General features: G+C 42.0%; 14 protein-coding genes and 1 pseudogene. 7 read left to right on the plus strand and 8 right to left on the minus strand.

Annotated features, from left to right (window positions below):
• Nucleotides 1-22: 22 nt before the first annotated feature.
• Nucleotides 23-403 carry a RidA family protein gene (locus FQT67_RS10005; RefSeq protein WP_003054743.1) on the minus strand — a complete coding sequence of 127 codons (381 nt, stop codon included), beginning with the start codon at nt 401-403 and terminating at the stop codon, nt 23-25.
• A gap of 344 nt (nt 404-747) precedes the next feature.
• Between FQT67_RS10005 and FQT67_RS10010 the strand changes: the two genes are divergently transcribed.
• Entirely contained in the window at nt 748-939 is a 192-nt protein-coding gene (locus FQT67_RS10010) for a hypothetical protein (protein ID WP_003053001.1), read from the plus strand.
• Nucleotides 923-1,834 (plus strand): RluA family pseudouridine synthase, encoded by a 912-nt coding sequence (locus FQT67_RS10015; RefSeq protein ID WP_003061567.1) that lies wholly within the window; start codon nt 923-925, stop codon nt 1,832-1,834. Before FQT67_RS10010 ends, FQT67_RS10015 begins: the two co-directional genes overlap by 17 nt.
• Before the next feature lie 101 nt (nt 1,835-1,935).
• Here FQT67_RS10015 and FQT67_RS10020 read toward each other — a convergent pair whose 3' ends face one another.
• Nucleotides 1,936-3,573: a hypothetical protein gene (locus FQT67_RS10020; protein WP_046177490.1), complete on the minus strand. Its 1,638-nt coding sequence runs from the start codon at nt 3,571-3,573 to the stop codon at nt 1,936-1,938.
• A gap of 280 nt (nt 3,574-3,853) precedes the next feature.
• Here FQT67_RS10020 and FQT67_RS10025 point away from each other — a divergent pair, with 280 nt between their 5' ends.
• The gene (locus FQT67_RS10025; protein WP_015017475.1) at nt 3,854-5,350 is read left to right on the plus strand and encodes a C69 family dipeptidase; all 1,497 of its coding nucleotides are present in this window, start codon (nt 3,854-3,856) and stop codon (nt 5,348-5,350) included.
• A 332-nt stretch (nt 5,351-5,682) separates the two neighbouring features.
• A pseudogene (locus FQT67_RS10030) lies at nt 5,683-6,150 on the plus strand (8-oxo-dGTP diphosphatase).
• 216 nt (nt 6,151-6,366) lie between these two features.
• Here the strand turns inward: FQT67_RS10030 and groL are convergent.
• The 5 genes from groL to FQT67_RS10055 form a co-directional block, all read right to left on the minus strand.
• Nucleotides 6,367-7,992 carry a chaperonin GroEL gene (gene groL / locus FQT67_RS10035; RefSeq protein WP_012767614.1) on the minus strand — a complete coding sequence of 542 codons (1,626 nt, stop codon included), beginning with the start codon at nt 7,990-7,992 and terminating at the stop codon, nt 6,367-6,369.
• 35 nt (nt 7,993-8,027) lie between these two features.
• Entirely contained in the window at nt 8,028-8,318 is a 291-nt protein-coding gene (gene groES / locus FQT67_RS10040) for a co-chaperone GroES (protein WP_003054738.1), read from the minus strand.
• Nucleotides 8,319-8,495: 177 nt separating this feature from the next.
• Entirely contained in the window at nt 8,496-10,940 is a 2,445-nt protein-coding gene (locus tag FQT67_RS10045) for an ATP-dependent Clp protease ATP-binding subunit (protein WP_046177491.1), read from the minus strand.
• The gene (locus FQT67_RS10050) at nt 10,940-11,401 is read right to left on the minus strand and encodes a CtsR family transcriptional regulator (RefSeq protein WP_003054759.1); all 462 of its coding nucleotides are present in this window, start codon (nt 11,399-11,401) and stop codon (nt 10,940-10,942) included. Before FQT67_RS10050 ends, FQT67_RS10045 begins: the two co-directional genes overlap by 1 nt.
• A gap of 195 nt (nt 11,402-11,596) precedes the next feature.
• The gene (locus FQT67_RS10055) at nt 11,597-11,800 is read right to left on the minus strand and encodes a cold-shock protein (RefSeq protein WP_046177492.1); all 204 of its coding nucleotides are present in this window, start codon (nt 11,798-11,800) and stop codon (nt 11,597-11,599) included.
• Nucleotides 11,801-12,300: 500 nt separating this feature from the next.
• Here FQT67_RS10055 and FQT67_RS10060 point away from each other — a divergent pair, with 500 nt between their 5' ends.
• The 3 genes from FQT67_RS10060 to FQT67_RS10070 all read left to right on the plus strand — a co-directional run bounded on the left by FQT67_RS10060 (nt 12,301) and on the right by FQT67_RS10070 (nt 14,741).
• Nucleotides 12,301-13,185 (plus strand): amidohydrolase family protein, encoded by an 885-nt coding sequence (locus FQT67_RS10060; protein WP_261308909.1) that lies wholly within the window; start codon nt 12,301-12,303, stop codon nt 13,183-13,185.
• A 201-nt stretch (nt 13,186-13,386) separates the two neighbouring features.
• Entirely contained in the window at nt 13,387-14,250 is an 864-nt protein-coding gene (locus FQT67_RS10065; protein WP_046177583.1) for an IS982 family transposase, read from the plus strand.
• A 35-nt stretch (nt 14,251-14,285) separates the two neighbouring features.
• Entirely contained in the window at nt 14,286-14,741 is a 456-nt protein-coding gene (locus FQT67_RS10070) for a MarR family transcriptional regulator (RefSeq protein WP_046177586.1), read from the plus strand.
• Between the two features lie 4 nt (nt 14,742-14,745).
• On the opposite strand, the gene FQT67_RS10075 is transcribed toward FQT67_RS10070, so the two are convergent.
• On the minus strand, nt 14,746-16,167 hold the full coding sequence (locus FQT67_RS10075; protein ID WP_143936423.1) for an IS1182 family transposase: 1,422 nt from the start codon (nt 16,165-16,167) through the stop codon (nt 14,746-14,748).
• Nucleotides 16,168-16,189: the final 22 nt, after the last annotated feature.

Consider the following 16,189-nt stretch of genomic DNA (forward strand, 5'->3'; position numbering starts at 1 on the left):
TAAGACCTTAAACAAGTCTTGACTAGCTAACAGGAATGTGTTTTGAATAAGCCACACCATCCACCTGGAACAGCAAGCCTTCTGGTCCACCATGGTGTGCAAATTCTGTCTGGATGGATTTACGGGCTGGGTAGCGACCGTTAAATCGTTCTTTAATAATCTTTTCCATCACAGGCACATTCCAAATATCTCTGAAGAGGCAGTCCATTTGAACCACTGCTTCCAAGGTCAAGCCAACAAGCCCCAAACGGCGTTCCATTTCATCAAAGGCACCATTAATCTGGCTTTCAATATCTTGGCCAATATTACCCACGCAATAATTCAAATAGTAAAAGTCTCCTGCTTCTACAAGGCCTGTATGAGCCCACTCTTCGTTAACGTCATAGCGTCTAATTGTTTTCATTATTCTTCCTCTAATTATCGTTAAGCTTTTTATCATATTATAACAATTTCTGTTCAAATCTTATATTAAAAACCGTTGCAAAAGCATTTTTGACCATTAAAAAGACAAGTTCAAAATAGTCGTTACTGAAATCTTTCCTATTTAAATTAAAAACCTTGTTAGCAGCTGCTTTACCTCGCTTGAAATAGTTCTAGCGGTTAGCCAACAAGTCAATCACTCTGGAAAATTCTCCTTTCCTTGCGGTTCATCAGCTAATTTTGCCCTAAAACATGCTATAATAACACTAGATTATTTCCCTATAAATAGGAAACCTAAAGATTAAAATAGAAAGATAGGACCCACGAATGAATAAATTCCAAGCCTTTAAAGAAACCTTATCTGCGGACAGTTTAAAAGCCATCTACGATGAAACCCGCCTTGAAGTGGCTAACGACGAACGCGAAGGAACGGAAGCCTTCTCTGCTGCGCTTGCCACACAAATGGCTGTCAACCTCGTTGAAAAATACCACGAGTGGCTCAATGAAGACCGTCACTAAACCTTCTCAGGGCTTTACCGTTAGGTTTCAAAATCCTTATCAGACATTGACCGTTAAGGAACTTTTGGAGGACAAACTCTTGATTCCTCGAAAAATTAGGCATTTTCTGCGAACCAAAAAGAATGTTCTGGTTAATGGCAGTGCCATTACTTGGCAAAGTGCTGTCAATAGCGGAGATCAGGTTGAGCTTTTCTTTGATGAAGAGGACTACCCTGATAAACCTATTATGATGGGGCAAGCCAATAAGGTAGACTGTCTTTATGAAGATGACCATCTTATCATCGTCAACAAGCCTGAAGGGATGAAGACCCATGGCAATGAGCCCACCGAACTAGCCCTTCTCAATCATGTGTCTGCTTACACCGGACGAACCTGTTATGTGGTTCATCGGTTGGACATGGAAACGAGTGGTGTCATTGTCTTTGCCAAAACCCCATTTATCCTCCCTATTCTCAACCGTCTTTTGGAAAAACGAGAGATTAGCCGAGATTATTGGGCATTGGTACACGGAACTCTCTCTAGCAAAGAAGTGAGCTACCGTGAGCCTATTGGTCGCCACCGTCACGACCGACGAAAACGCGTGGTTGATGTGAAACAAGGTCAAAAGGCTGTGACAGACGTCAAGCTTCTCAAATCTTTCAAGCAAAACGTCAGCCTAATCAATTGTCGATTACAGACGGGTCGGACCCATCAAATTCGAGTTCATTTGTCTCACCACGGTCACGCTCTATTGGGTGATCCCTTGTATTCAAAAGGAAAAGCTGAATGCCCTCGTCTTATGCTGCATGCCCATCAACTCCGACTAAGACATCCCTTAACCCAAGAGATGATTTGCGTGCAGGCCAAATCCACAACTTTCGAGACCGTCCTACAACAAGTAAAGGCCAAGGGATAACCCCTTAGCCTTTTTTAGTTATGCCACCAACTTAGCTTACTTGTGCCAAGTCCTTTGGTGAGATTTGTTTTTGCTCAGTATCTTTAAGGTGATCAGGTGATTTACTGTTTGGTCAAACTTAATCCCGGTAGTGGTTTGCTATAATCAAAATCACTATTAGTTCCTGCTTGCCAAACGATAGGATTGGCTGTGTTACCAGATACTTTAAAACCGTAAGCGTATTTGACGTTAACGCCACCTAAGCCTCCGCCTGGCGCTAGAGCACCGACATCACTACCCACTTCTGGGGTGTAAAGATAAAGGCCATTTCCTTTATCTTCAACTTTGGTAATTTTAGCGGTTTTGGTTTGGCTAGGCCGATTTCCTGTTTTATAGTCAACCTTAGTGGTAATGATACCGTCCTCAGCGATGGTCACGCTGATAGAAGCATCCTCTCGTTGTCCTGTCCAAGTCCCTAACATATTTTCAGGGAAGACCGACGGGGCCTTGACTTGATTGTTTTCATTGGCAACGGTGATGTTTTTAGGCCCTGACTGACTAACGAGGTAAACCTCTCCCACTTTTTTCAAGGTCATTTTACCCGTCAACTCTTGACTTATCCGTCCTGAGGTTTGTTTGGCAGGGTCGGTTGCTTTGTCATACATGAACTCATAGGTAGCTGTAAAATCAAGCAGATAGGATTCCTTGCCGACCTGAGTCATTTTGGTAAGGAGGATAGAGGGAATGCTAAGGCTACTTGCTCTGCGGCTATCTGTCTGGAATTTTGCCTTAATAGATTCTTTCAATCCTCGATAAAAATCATTGCTGGCACCTGCTTCAAAGACACTTCCTAAGGTCGCAGCATCTTGACCAGTGCTGAGGTACTGAATCAGCTGATCAAAGGCTGACACCAAAATCTGCCCTGCTTTTTCTTCATCCAAGAGGTTATCCACAAGTATCTCCAGATGCCCGCCGTCTTCGATACCTGCTAGAGGGTGTTTGCTAGAAGTGAGGTCTCCGTCTGGGAAAGTCTTTGTGATATAGGCTTCAGCCCCTTCTGTTACCGGGTAATCTTGTATCTGAAATTCTCCTTCTTTTAAGGTCCCTACGCGGTTATCATCAAAATAAAGTTCCCCTTCTTTGACATTGCTTGTCACCGTAAAGGTTTTGAACGTCACACTCAAATTCAGGACAGGATTCTGCCCATCATAGGTCTTTTTGACCTTGATTTTACGACCATTATGCTGACCGTTGATACTGGCTGTGTAGTCAGCCATCGGGAGACGGTCTAGCTTGACTGAGAAGGCTTCTGAATCCGACACAGCCACTTTCTTCTGGTTTAAGAGGACATCCACTTGAGGCACATTGGTCTGTATGGTCAAATCCATGGGTTTTAGGGCTATCCGATAATCTGGGAAAATCAGAAAACGACGTCCCACAGACACAACCTGAATAGGACTTTCTGGTCCAGCTTCTTTCAGTTCTTTAGCTTTTTGAGCTAACTCTTTTTGGTTATAGCGTCTAAAATGAGTAAATCTAGCTTCGTCGTTGGTAATTTGTTCCTTGGTATCTTCCCACACCAAATACTCTTTGATGTTTTCAAACACAGGCCCAGAGGTTGCCGAGCGAGCTTTTAAATAGGTATTAATACGGTTACCTTTAGAATAATGAAAAGCCCCAAAAAGCAGCAACAAGAAGAAACTTCCTACAATGATAGCTAAGGTTTTAAAGCGTTGTTTATTACGAAATAACTTGGTCATATCAATAAGGCCAACTTTCTGTGAGTTTTCTCTATTATATCATAAAATAACTAGTGCTTTTTATAGAGTCCTTGACGGAAGAAGACCTGAATGTAACGATTTCCCAAAGTCGAAAGGCATTGCTGGGATAGAGAAAATAAGGCATCCCTCTTATTTCTATAATTCTCGCAATATTTAGATAACTAACAATTTCAAAATGCTTGCGAAAAAACTTGAATTTTAAAAAGGGCAGTCTTATAATAGCTGGTGAAAGCGTTATCAAGTTTTTAGGAGGTTTCGCATGACAAACAAAAAAATAGCTCTTGGGCTTCTATCTGTACTAGCAGCATTATCGTTCCAAAATGTTAGTTACGCTTGTACTGGTTTTATTATTGGTAAGGACTTAACAACAGATGGGTCCATTATTTATGGCCGAACAGAGGACCTAGAACCAAACCATAACAAGAATTTCGTGGTCCGTCCTGCCAAGGACAACAAGGCTGGAGAATTATGGAAAGATCAAGCCAACGGCTTTGAGTATCCTTTACCTGAGCATTCTTACCGTTATACCGCTGTTCCTGATGTGACGCCAAAAGACGGGGTCTATGATGAAGCTGGTTTTAATGAATTTGGGGTATCCATGTCCGCAACGGTATCAGCTTCAGCCAATGATGCCATTCAAAAAATTGATCCTTACGTTAAAGACGGCTTAGCCGAATCATCAATGACCAGTGTTATTTTGCCAAGTGTCAAAACAGCCCGTGAAGGCATTGAACGCATTGCTAAGATAGTTACCGAAAAAGGGTCTGCCGAAGGAAACATAGTTACCCTCGCTGACAAAGACGGCATTTGGTACATGGAGATACTTTCTGGCCACCAATACGTCGCCATTAAATTCCCAGATGACAAATTTGCTGTTTTCCCAAATACCTTCTATCTCGGCCACGTTGATTTTAATGATAAGACCAATACCATTGCCTCAGCTGATGTGGAAAAGGTAGCTAAAAAAGCCAAATCTTACACGGAAGTGGACGGTAAATTTCACATTGCTCAATCTTACAATCCGCCGCTAAACGATGCCAACCGATCCCGCTCTTTCTCAGGCATCAAATCCCTTGACCCTGACTCAAAAGTCACCTACAAAGACAAAAACTACGAATTACTTCAAAGCACAGATAAAACCTTCAGTCTAGAAGATGCAATGAAGCTCCAACGTAACCGTTTTGAGGGACTGGACCTTAAACCACTTGACCAAATGGCATTAGATGGTAAAGGCAAACCAAAATCCAAAGATGCTGTTAAGGGCTATGCGTATCCTATTTCCAATCCAAATGTTATGGAAGCCCACATTTTCCAATTGAAAAAGGACATTCCTGCTGAATTGGGTGGTGGTGTGATGTGGCTATCTATTGGCAGTCCTCGTAACGCCCCTTACTTGCCACACCTCGGCAATATTAGTAAGACCTATGAAGCCTATCAAGAAAAGAGTACCAAGTATAATGATAAGTCATGGTACTGGACGGTGTCACATATTAATGACCTTGTGGCTGCCCATCCAAAACAATTTGGAACTAAGGTTATTGACGAGATAAAAGAGCTCGAAAAAACGTGGATAACTGAACAAGACCAAACCAACAAAGAACTTAGCCAACTCGTGCAAACAGATCCTACAGCTGCCCAAGAAAAAGCTGACGCGGTCTCCATGGCTCGAGCAGAAAAAACCTTCAAGCGCTTAAAAGCTATTGAAGCCAAACTAGTGAAAGAAAGCCCTAAAAATCAAAAAGCAAGTCAGAAATAAGAAGCATAGGGTTATATTTCTATCGTTAAGCCTACAAAAACCTCCAAAAGCAAGAGAAACCTTGATTTTTGGAGGTTTTTTGATTGGGAGATTCTTTTTGGGTCATATACAACAATAAGGCCTCGCTCATGCGAGACCTTATCAAGTAGGAGGGGATGAATAAGATGAGTTTCGGTCTAAGAGAAAGGTGTTAATAACTCCTCTCCCTGTCGTCCAAACACTTATTCGATTAAGGATTGTCCTTAGTATAAGGGAAGAGGCTTAAAAAAACCTTAATTCGCTTTCAAAAAAACAAATCCCTTATGCTATACTAATGACAAGAGGTATAAACTATGGAAGTCATCAAAAACTGGGTTAATATTTGTGTCAAACAAGGAGAACACGTTCTTTTGCTCAACCGACAGCACGATAACTTTCCAGGTTGGATTCAGCCAGGTGGAAAGGTCAAGGAATCCGAATCATTCTTTGAAGCGGCGCTTAGGGAATTAAAAGAGGAAACGGGTCTAACTGCTCTTAATCTGCAATTAAAGGGAATTTCTGGTTTTATCAACCCTGATAAGCCAGAACGCTATGTCTATTACGATTTTCTCTGCGAGACTTTTGAGGGGGAATTACTGACTGAGTCTCGCGAAGGACTGCCAAAATGGCATGCCATCAGTGAGTTGGACACCCTTGATATGCAATAGGATATTCGGCAACGCCTACCGCTTTATTGGCGTCAAGGATCGTTTGAGCGGATTAACTACTGGTCTGAAAGCCAGAAAAAAGTGGTTAAAACGATTACTCATTTGTATGATTAAGGTTTATTTAAGGTAGGCACTCTATACTATCCTTATCCTAAACTTTTTCTTTTTCAGAAATCTCATATTCTCCTAAAACAATTTCTTATTCCATTGCTTTAGGAGAGTATTTAAAAAAGTAGCCTTGACCAGTGTCAGAGCTACTTTTTTTTATGCAGTGAGTAAATCTAGGTCACATCAAGCAGCCTAGATTTATTCATTATTAGTTGTTTTTATTTAGAAGCCACCCATCATGCCTGGATCCATTCCTGCTGGCATTGCTGGCGCAGCTGGTTCTGGTTTGTTGGCAACAACTGCTTCAGTTGTTAAGATGAGACTAGCCACAGAAGCAGCATTTTGAAGGGCTGAACGGGTTACTTTAACAGGATCGATAATACCTGCCGCAATCATATCTACCCATTCACCTGTTGCCGCATTAAAGCCTGTTCCAACAGGGCTATTTTTCAATTTGTCGATGACAACGGAACCTTCGTAACCAGCGTTGAATGCAATTTGACGAACAGGTTCTTCCAACGCACGAAGAACGATATTGCGGCCAGTAGCGTCATCGCCATCAAGCTCAAGAGCAGCTACTTTTTCGATCACCGTAATAAGTGCTGTTCCACCACCAGCAACGATACCTTCTTCAACGGCTGCACGTGTGGCATTCAAGGCATCTTCGATACGAAGTTTCATTTCTTTAAGGGCTGTTTCTGTTGCAGCACCTACCTTGATGACAGCCACACCACCAGCTAATTTCGCCAAGCGTTCTTGTAATTTTTCACGGTCAAAGTCAGACGTTGTGGTTTCTAGTTGTGACTTAATCAAGCCAACACGGTTGGCAATGGCTTCAGAACTTCCTGCACCTTCCACAATAACTGTGCTGTCTTTATCCACAGTCACTTTAGCAGCTTGACCAAGAGCTGGCATCGTAGCGTCTTTCAATTCAAGACCCAAGTCTTCTGTAATGACTGTACCACCTGTCAAGATAGCGATGTCCTCAAGCATAGCTTTACGGCGATCACCAAATCCTGGAGCTTTGACAGCAACCACATTGAAAGTACCACGAATTTTATTCAAAACAAGGGTTGGAAGAGCTTCGCCATCAACGTCATCGGCGATAATCAACAATGGACGGTTGGTTTTAAGAACTTCCTCAAGCAATGGGAGAATATCTTGGATGTTTGACACTTTTTTGTCAGTAATCAAGATAAATGGGTTCTCAAGGTCTGCAACCATTTTTTCATTGTCTGTGACCATGTATTGAGACAGGTAACCACGATCAAACTGCATGCCTTCTACCACTTCAAGCTCTGTCTCCATACCACGTGATTCTTCGATGGTAATGACACCGTCATTGCCCACACGTTCCATGGCTTCTGAGATGTATTCTCCAACTTTTTCAGAACGAGATGACACAGCAGCAACTTGAGCAATCGCTTCTTTACCAGAAACAGGCTGAGCAATAGCTTTCAAGGCTTCAACGGCTGTTGCTGTTGCTGTTTCAATCCCACGACGAATACCAATTGGGTTGGCACCAGCAGTTACATTTTTAAGCCCTTCACGGACGATAGCCTGTGTCAATACTGTTGCAGTTGTGGTTCCGTCACCTGCGATATCATTGGTTTTAGAAGCAACTTCAGAAACCAATTTAGCTCCCATATTCTCAAAATGGTCTTCTAATTCAATCTCTTTAGCAATGGTAACCCCGTCATTGGTAATCAAAGGAGATCCAAAAGCTTTTTCAAGAACCACGTTACGACCTTTAGGACCAAGCGTTACTTTTACCGTGTCCGCTAACATATCAACCCCACGCACCATAGCAGCACGCGCATCTGCTGAAAATTTAATATCTTTTGACATATTCAATCCTTCTTTCTATACAGAGATTTCTCGTCTTATTCTGCGACAATAGCGATGATGTCAGATTCACGAATGATAGACACTTTTTCACCATCAACAGTTACTTCCAAGTCATGTCCGTTTTCAACCAACACTTCCTGCCCAACGGCTACTGACGGAAGAACAGCATCACCAGTAATGGTACGAATGCCATTTTCGCTGACAGCAAGAACTGTCGCTTTGCGTGTTGACTCTTTATGAGTGCCTGCCAGAACAAAACCACCGACGGTCTGTTCTTTGTCTTCGTCAAATCTTACGACCACACGGTCACCTAATGGTTTTAACATGTATATTTCCTCCAATAAAAGAATCTTTAGTCATTTAGCACTCTTGTTGTACGAGTGCTAACTTTCTCCTCTATTTTACCACTTGGTCAAAAATAGTCAAGAAAAAAGAGTCCGTTTTCATAAGAACAGACTCTTTATTGTTCATTGGCTCTTAGCGATTCCGTTAGGGATAAGGAATCACTCAAGGTTAAAGCTGAGTTTTCCATGAGAAAGGCCAATTTTCAGGGTATGACCACTTGCCAATTCACCAGCAAGAATCAATTCAGACAATTTATCTTCCACCTGAGTTTGCAAAGTGCGGCGTAATGGACGAGCACCCATTTCCACATCATACCCTTCTTCTGATAAATACTTGAGGGCCATTGGCTGGAATTTGAGGGTAATGCCTTTTTCTGCCAAAGTAGCCATCAACGGCTGCACTATAATCTTGACTACTTCTCTCATATTGTCCTGAGTGAGGCTGTGGAAGACAACCTTTTCATCAATTCGGTTGATAAATTCTGGTCGGTAAGCTTTTTTCAACTCTTCCAAAATCCGTTTTTCCATGGCTTGGTGGTCATGGCTAATGCCTTTTGCCCCAAAGCCAACTGTTTTATCATCACGCAGAGCTGTTGCCCCTAGATTACTTGTCATGATAATAATGGTATTTGAGAAGTCCACTTTACGCCCACGGCTATCTGTCAACATGCCATCATCAAGCACTTGTAAGAGGACGTTGAAAATATCAGGGTGAGCTTTTTCCACCTCGTCAAAGAGGAGCACAGAATAAGGCTTGTTTCTGACCTTCTCTGTTAATTCACCACCTTCATCGTAACCAACATAGCCTGGAGGTGCGCCATTAAGGCGAGAAGCCGCAAATTTCTCCATATACTCTGACATATCAAAGCGGATAAGGGCGGACGCGTCATCAAAGAGAACTTCTGCCAAGGCTTTTGCCAACTCGGTCTTACCAACCCCTGTTGGACCAAGGAACATGAAAGAACCGATTGGACGTTTACCTGTACGAATGCCTGACTGATTACGGCGAATGGCTCTAGAAATAGCTGAGACAGCATCTTCTTGCCCAATCACGCGCTTATGCAGTTCTTTTTCCAAATTAAGGTATTTTTTGCTATCAGCTTGGCTGAGTTTTTCCAGTGGAATACCTGATAGCTTGCTCAAGGTCGTCAGGATGTCCTCTTCTGTCACAGCTGTTGGCTTGCGATGTTGCCCTTTAACGTCTTTTGCCAACAAACGAGAGGCCTTCTTCATATCGCCATCAATCAAAGCTTGATCTAATGGCGTGATGATTTCTGGCGTAGATTTTTTAACCATACCTTGCACTGTAGCACTGGCTTCATCCAACAAATCAATGGCAGAATCCGGAAGGTTTTTGCTGGTCAGATAGCGATGTGCCATTTTCACAGCGGTTCTAACAGCCTGATTAGCAATGGTCACATTATGGTAAGTCTCGTAAGAGCCTTTTAGTCCTAGCAGAATCTGATAAGCATCTTCTACATTAGGTTCTTCAATTAAAATCTTAGCAAAGCGGCGCGAAAGAGCGGCATCTTTTTCAATGTGTTTTTGGTATTCTTCCTGCGTTGTTGCACCCACCATATGGAGGGTTCCACGAGATAAGGCTGGTTTTAAAATATTGGCAGCATCAAGCGTGCTATCAATACCACTTCCTGATCCCATAATGGTGTGCAATTCATCTACGAAGAGAATAATTTTGCCATCTGACTCAATATCGTCAATGATTTGATTCATGCGCTCTTCAAAATCCCCACGAAAACGGGTCCCCGCAACAACACTCATCATGTCTAATTCTAGAACACGCATGTCTTGCAGCTCATAAGGAATAACACCATTAGCAATACGTTGGGCTAGGCCGTAGGCAAGGGCCGTTTTACCCACACCTGCATCACCCACAAGAACAGGGTTATTCTTTGTTTTACGACTCAGTACTTGAATCATCCGTGACACTTCAGCATCACGGCCAATAACTGGCTCTAAGAGACCTTGGCTTGCCATCTCGGTCAAATCACGTGTAAAGTCCGCCAAGTCCCCAGCCGTGCTTGGTGGCTTCATCATGTCTGAAAAAGAACCTTGATTTTTGGTTTTCTTTGGCTTACGCAACTCGTGGATAGCCTTAATTATTTCCTTGCTATAGCCTGCATGAATCTCGATAGCTTTTCGTAAATCAGCTAAGCGAGGCTCCCCGTTTCCTTTATCCTTGATAGTATAACCCGCCATCTCTAATAAGCGAGTCGCCATAATATCTGGATTAAGCAAAATGGCAAAGAGAACATGCTCTGAACCTACCTCTTGGTCTTTGGTGACTTGACTGATAGCTTGGGCAAATTGCAAAAGGTTCGTTAAGGTTTTTGACTGAGGCCTAAAGTCAATGTGAGACACTTGGTATTTAGGACTTTTGCCCATCGCTAAAATAGCTGCAGCCTCATATTCTTCCACTGCAACCTTAGCATCAAATTCGCTTAGCACCAAACCCGCTAGGGAGTGATCAACCCTCGCCATAGCTAGCAATATATGCCAAGTTTCTAGATATTGGCTATCAAAGCGGGCTGCTTGAAACTGCGCCTGCCTGAAAATTTCTTGCATCTTCAATGAATACATGATCATTAATTGCTTCCCTTTCTATCTATACGCTGTAATAAACGGTAGAGCATTCGAGCACGGATTGCCGGCCCTTCCACACCTAGAACCTCATCAGAAGCCATGGCTAAAATGAGATTTCCCTCACGTTCTGTGATGAGGTGTTCGTCAAAGAGGAGTTGAATCGAGTCGGTAAAGACTTGCTCACTAAGATGATCCTCAATAGAAGCCATTAGATTGCCAATCAGATGGTGCTTGTCTGAAAAATGAACCTTGGCAATACGAATATAGCCCCCGCCACCGCGCTTGCTTTCGACTTCGTACCCGCGACTTTCTGTAAAGCGGGTTTTAATAACATAGTTAATCTGGCTTGGAACAACTTGAAAGGAATCCGCTAGCATGGAACGTTTAATTTCTGCAATTCCCGATTGGGCTAATAACTCTTTGATATATTCTTCAATACTGTCTGAAGTATTTTTTGTCGGCATGCTGTCACTCCTTTACTCATGAAGCATCTCAGTCTCTTAAAGGCACGACAGACGTGCGATTTGACTAAAACTGACTATTATTATAACAAATAGAAGACCTGAAAAGCAACTCTTTGCCATTGACAAGAGAGGTAAGAGAGAAAAAAGCAGGCGCTAGCAATAGCACCTGCTTTTTTCTCTTGTTTGTTAACCTGACTAAGCTAATTTAGTGATATTAACTGCTTGAGGGCCACGTTGACCTTCTTCAACGTCAAATTCCACTTTTTGTCCTTCTTCTAATGTTTTGAAACCATTAGTTTGGATTGCTGAAAAATGCGCGGAGACATCTTGACCGTTCTCAGTTGAAATAAAACCGAAACCTTTTTCAGCGTTAAACCATTTAACTGTACCTTGTGCCATATACATCCACTTCCTTTCTATAAAGCATTTGTAAAAATAGAGAGAAATAAAGATGTTGAAACACAAATACTAACTCAAAAACTAATTTACTTGCCAAGTGTAACACGTTTTGAAACCCCTGTCAATCTAAAACCTTAAAAAAAGATGATTGTTTTTTTACTTTTTCTAAATTTTTTAAGATTATACTCCCTATTTGATTGGTCTCCAAGGGATCATAAGCTTATTTTATCTCAAGTTAGTGATTTTTTGTTACAATAAAGATAAATCGTTGATGCTAACAAACTCCTACCTAAAGCGACGTAAGAAGGGAATTCTCCTTATTAAACGAAGGGATAGAAGGCGAGGCACCACAGGGCAAGAAAGGTCAAAATAACCTTTCCTATCATTGATAATAGAAAGAAGGTCAACTGATGACACAAACAGCTATTGACACACATGCCCATCTCTGGTCAGATGAGTACCTAGATTGATTAGAAAGCTTAGGTGGTAAAGGAATTGCCATCGCTAAAGGACTAAATGCCACCGGGGAGCCACAAGATTTAGCCAAACGCCTTGACATGATGGACAAGGCTGGTGTTGATTATCAAGTGCTCTCGGCAACGCCACAAGTTCCTCAATTTGGCAAACCACAAGAAGCTCTTGCAGCCGCTGAAATGATTAATAATTTTTACCATACTATTATTGACCAGCAGCCCGACCGTTTCCGCGCCTACGGTGTCGTTCCTTTGCCACATGTTGAAGAGGCTATCCAAGAAGGGAAACGCATCATTGAAGAACTAGGTTTTTTAGGAATCGCAGTCAATACCGTTCTTGAGACAGGCCAATCCATTGCTGATGACGCTTTTTTACCCTTCTTTGAAGCAATGGATGCTTTGGGAGCAATTATCTACATTCATCCCACAGGTTGTGGAGCTTTAAGCCCTATGGTCAATGATTATGACCAAGAGTGGGTGGTGGGAGCACCTATTGAAGATATGTTGGCCACCTTGCAACTTTTGAAAAGAGAATTCCCACAAAAATTCCCACACCTTCGTTTCCATATTGCGCATTTAGGTGGTGGTATTTCCTTTCAAATGCAACGCATTCTCGATAATTATGAGGACTGGCGTAGTTTTTCATACCATCCGCTTGAAACCTTCCAGAAGCACTTCTGGTTTGATACAGCCAATTTCCTCGAAGCCTCTCTTCTCCATAGTAACGAGATTTTAGGAAATCAACGCTTATTGGCAGGAAGTGATTTTCCTTATTTCCAAAATCAAAAATATACTCGAGCATTTTCTTACATCCGAGAAGCAAACTTGACTGATAATCAGAAAACAGCCATTTTAGAGACTAATGCTAAAGCCCTTTATGGTAATCGTTGGTCGCTTTCTAAACTTCATTAACGAAAGCAATTGAGACAATAGCCTTAGCAGGCTTTGTCTCTTTTTTAATCACTTGACCTAAAAAAAATATAGCAAGCTATGCTATTATGTTACTATTGTTTTGTATAGCAAGCTACCCGTGGTGCTAGTTGATGTCAAAGTATACTAAAAAGCCCAAAAGAGCTATACTGTAAGTGACGAAACAGACAGGAGGTAGTTCTTTTGAGCCACTTACAGTATACTGCAAAATCCCATCATTTACAATGGAGTATAGCACAATTAACTCAAATATGTTCTCAATGTTATCGTGATTATTGTCCCAAATCAATAAAACATCGTAAAAAGGTTGGCTTATCTAAGGTTTCTGATGTGTCACTTCTTGTTTTATTGTTACTTCAAGCTGAGTTAGGAATAACCTCTCAACGCCGTTTCTATAGAATCTGTCACCTTTTCTTTTGTGGAAACTTACTGGAGAGAAGTCGCTTTAATAGACGGACACGACAGCTTATTGGGGTGGTTCAACTCATTCGTCAAGCGTTGAATAAGCCAATCTCATCAGATACCATTGTGATCATGGACAGTTTTCCTATGCCTTTGTGCCAACCTATTCGCAATCACAAAGCGAAGGTTTTTAAAGGTTTAGCTGATATTGGCTACAATGCCTCTAAACACTTATGGTTCTATGGGTTTAAAGTTCATATGCTGGTCACATTATCGGGTGTTATGTTGAACTATGTTGTGACACCAGCTTCTGTCCATGATATTAAAGTCGTTGATGAACTGCTAGAAGGCTGTAAACAAACTGTTGTCCTTGCGGACTTAGGATATCTCAGTCAAGAGCTAAAAGATAAGTTGGGACATAAAGGTTATCATTTGTGGACGCCCTTGCGTCAAAACATGGTCGGCGCAAAGCAACATAACAACAGGCAGTTGCTAGCATGGAGACGGACAATTGAAACTCGCTTTTCGGAACTTTGTTCTCTATTTGATATTGAGCAGACATTGGCTAGGGGACTATCTGGATTACAATTGAGACTTGAACAATTCATACTAGCTTATAATTTGAAGTATTTTGAAATCAACTAGCACCACGGGTAGCAAGCTATATATAAGGAGGCAACATGTGCGAGAAAAACACTGTTTACCTGATTAAACGTGCTAATTTAAGTTTTGATAAAATTGCCAATCATACGCTGGCATCCTATGGCATTACCCATAGCCAATTTAAGTGCCTCAAATACCTTTATCTCTTTGATAATGGTAGCCTTAACCAGAGGGATTTGGAGCATTATTTTAACATGAGCAATCCAACTGTCACGAGGATTCTGCAAAATTTGGAGAAAGAAGGGTGGATTAGACGGCTAGCTAATGGCAAGGATAAGCGTCAAAAGCAGTTGTACCTCACTGACAAAGCCTTGAGTATGCAAGAAACCTTTAAAGAGATTGCCACCCAACTGGAAAATCAGTTGACCCAACGCCTTACTGATGACGAATTGAATGACCTCCAAACCTTATTACGTAAAATGTTAGCCATTTCGCTAACTGCCGAGAAAGGAGCAGACCGTGACCACATTTAGAAAATTAACCACATTTAAAGGAAGTAACTTCCTTACAGATTGAAGACAAACATCGATTGGTGTTTGTCTTTTTTAGTGTTTTTAGATAAAAATGGCTGTTTCCGTGCTTAAACCACCTCATCTGAACAAAATAAAAAGGCTCTCCCGCCATCCTTTTGACCAGTTTTTTGAGATTTAAGCATGCCAAAGTCAGTCCAACCTTATCTTCCATTTTGGACTTGCCTTTCTCTCTCGTATAGCAGAGATTGTGGTATTCCTTGGCTGTGCCAAACAGTCGTTCAATCGTCTCTTTCCGATGCTGGTAGAGCTCCTTCATCCCCCTTTGATGACGAATGTCCTCGCACTGTTCCAAATAGTCTTTCCAAATATGCCGTGTGACAACTTTTTGGTGGTTCTTACTGGTCGTACATACAGATAACAGGGGACAATTGGCACAAATTGCAGGGTCACTTTTGTATTCTCGGTAGCCTTCTCTGGTCGTAGTGCGGTAGGTCAAGGCTTGATGTTCAGGGCAGATGACACAATCAAAGTGCTCATCATAAATCAATTCTTTCGGACGTAGAAGGTCTTTCTTTCCTCTTGGTCGTGTGTAAGGAAGGACAGGAGTGATCTCCTTATCAATCAGAAACTTGGCAATGCTAGGAATGTTATAGCCGGAATCCGCAATAATAAACTGTGGTTTCAAGGGTTCAAGCTTGGCAAAAAGTGCAGGAAAAGCCTGACTATCATGGATATTGCCAGCCTCAACACTATAAGCAAGCGCCCATCCATACTTGTCACAAGCCACCTGAGCAGAATAAGCGAAGACTTCCTTATGATCCCCTTTGTGAAACCAGCCACTTTCTGGATCGGTTGTGGAGATTTTCTTAGCGACGGGCCCTAGCTCTTTGGCGGGCCCTAGCGGCTTTTTTCCATGCTTCTCCCTATCCCGATTGATTTCGATTTCTAGCTGTTCACTCATGAACTTGGCTTGTTTTTCCACCTCTCGGTTGATGAACTTGCGATTATTAGCCGCAGCCTTAATATGAGTCCCATCTATGAAAATCTCCGTCGGGTCAATCAAGCCTTTTTCTTGAAAGCGACGGGAATAATTTTTGCCATAGGTTGTGACATGTGGCACCTTGTCATCCAAAGTCAAACCTAAAAACCAGCGATAGACAGTATTCACTTCAATATCCTTGATGGTCTGACGCATGGAACGAATGCCATAAAAGCACTGAATCAGAGGGATTTTAACCAACATGACAGGATCAAGGCTAGGGCGACCATTATCAGACGAATAGGTGTCTTCTACTAGGTCATAGATGAAGTCGAAGTCAATCACAGCTTCCACTTGGCGCAGGAAATGTTCATCAGGCACTAACTGGTCAAGGGTATAGAAACCGTACTGATTGCGGTTATAATCAGGTTTTTCTTTGTGTAACATAGGAGAACCTCACAAATCCTTT

The organism is Streptococcus sp. NCTC 11567, assembly GCF_902141215.1.
Classification (GTDB): domain Bacteria; phylum Bacillota; class Bacilli; order Lactobacillales; family Streptococcaceae; genus Streptococcus; species Streptococcus dysgalactiae.

What these genes read in the sequence shown, in the direction of transcription:
- FQT67_RS10005 (WP_003054743.1), bottom strand. Translation starts at nt 403, where the DNA reads ATGAAAACAATTAGACGCTATGACGTTAACGAAGAGTGGGCTCATACA.
- FQT67_RS10010 (WP_003053001.1), top strand. Translation starts at nt 748, where the DNA reads ATGAATAAATTCCAAGCCTTTAAAGAAACCTTATCTGCGGACAGTTTA.
- FQT67_RS10015 (WP_003061567.1), top strand. Translation starts at nt 923, where the DNA reads ATGAAGACCGTCACTAAACCTTCTCAGGGCTTTACCGTTAGGTTTCAA.
- FQT67_RS10020 (WP_046177490.1), bottom strand. Translation starts at nt 3,573, where the DNA reads ATGACCAAGTTATTTCGTAATAAACAACGCTTTAAAACCTTAGCTATC.
- FQT67_RS10025 (WP_015017475.1), top strand. Translation starts at nt 3,854, where the DNA reads ATGACAAACAAAAAAATAGCTCTTGGGCTTCTATCTGTACTAGCAGCA.
- groL (WP_012767614.1), bottom strand. Translation starts at nt 7,992, where the DNA reads ATGTCAAAAGATATTAAATTTTCAGCAGATGCGCGTGCTGCTATGGTG.
- groES (WP_003054738.1), bottom strand. Translation starts at nt 8,318, where the DNA reads ATGTTAAAACCATTAGGTGACCGTGTGGTCGTAAGATTTGACGAAGAC.
- FQT67_RS10045 (WP_046177491.1), bottom strand. Translation starts at nt 10,940, where the DNA reads ATGATCATGTATTCATTGAAGATGCAAGAAATTTTCAGGCAGGCGCAG.
- FQT67_RS10050 (WP_003054759.1), bottom strand. Translation starts at nt 11,401, where the DNA reads ATGCCGACAAAAAATACTTCAGACAGTATTGAAGAATATATCAAAGAG.
- FQT67_RS10055 (WP_046177492.1), bottom strand. Translation starts at nt 11,800, where the DNA reads ATGGCACAAGGTACAGTTAAATGGTTTAACGCTGAAAAAGGTTTCGGT.
- FQT67_RS10070 (WP_046177586.1), top strand. Translation starts at nt 14,286, where the DNA reads ATGTGCGAGAAAAACACTGTTTACCTGATTAAACGTGCTAATTTAAGT.
- FQT67_RS10075 (WP_143936423.1), bottom strand. Translation starts at nt 16,167, where the DNA reads ATGTTACACAAAGAAAAACCTGATTATAACCGCAATCAGTACGGTTTC.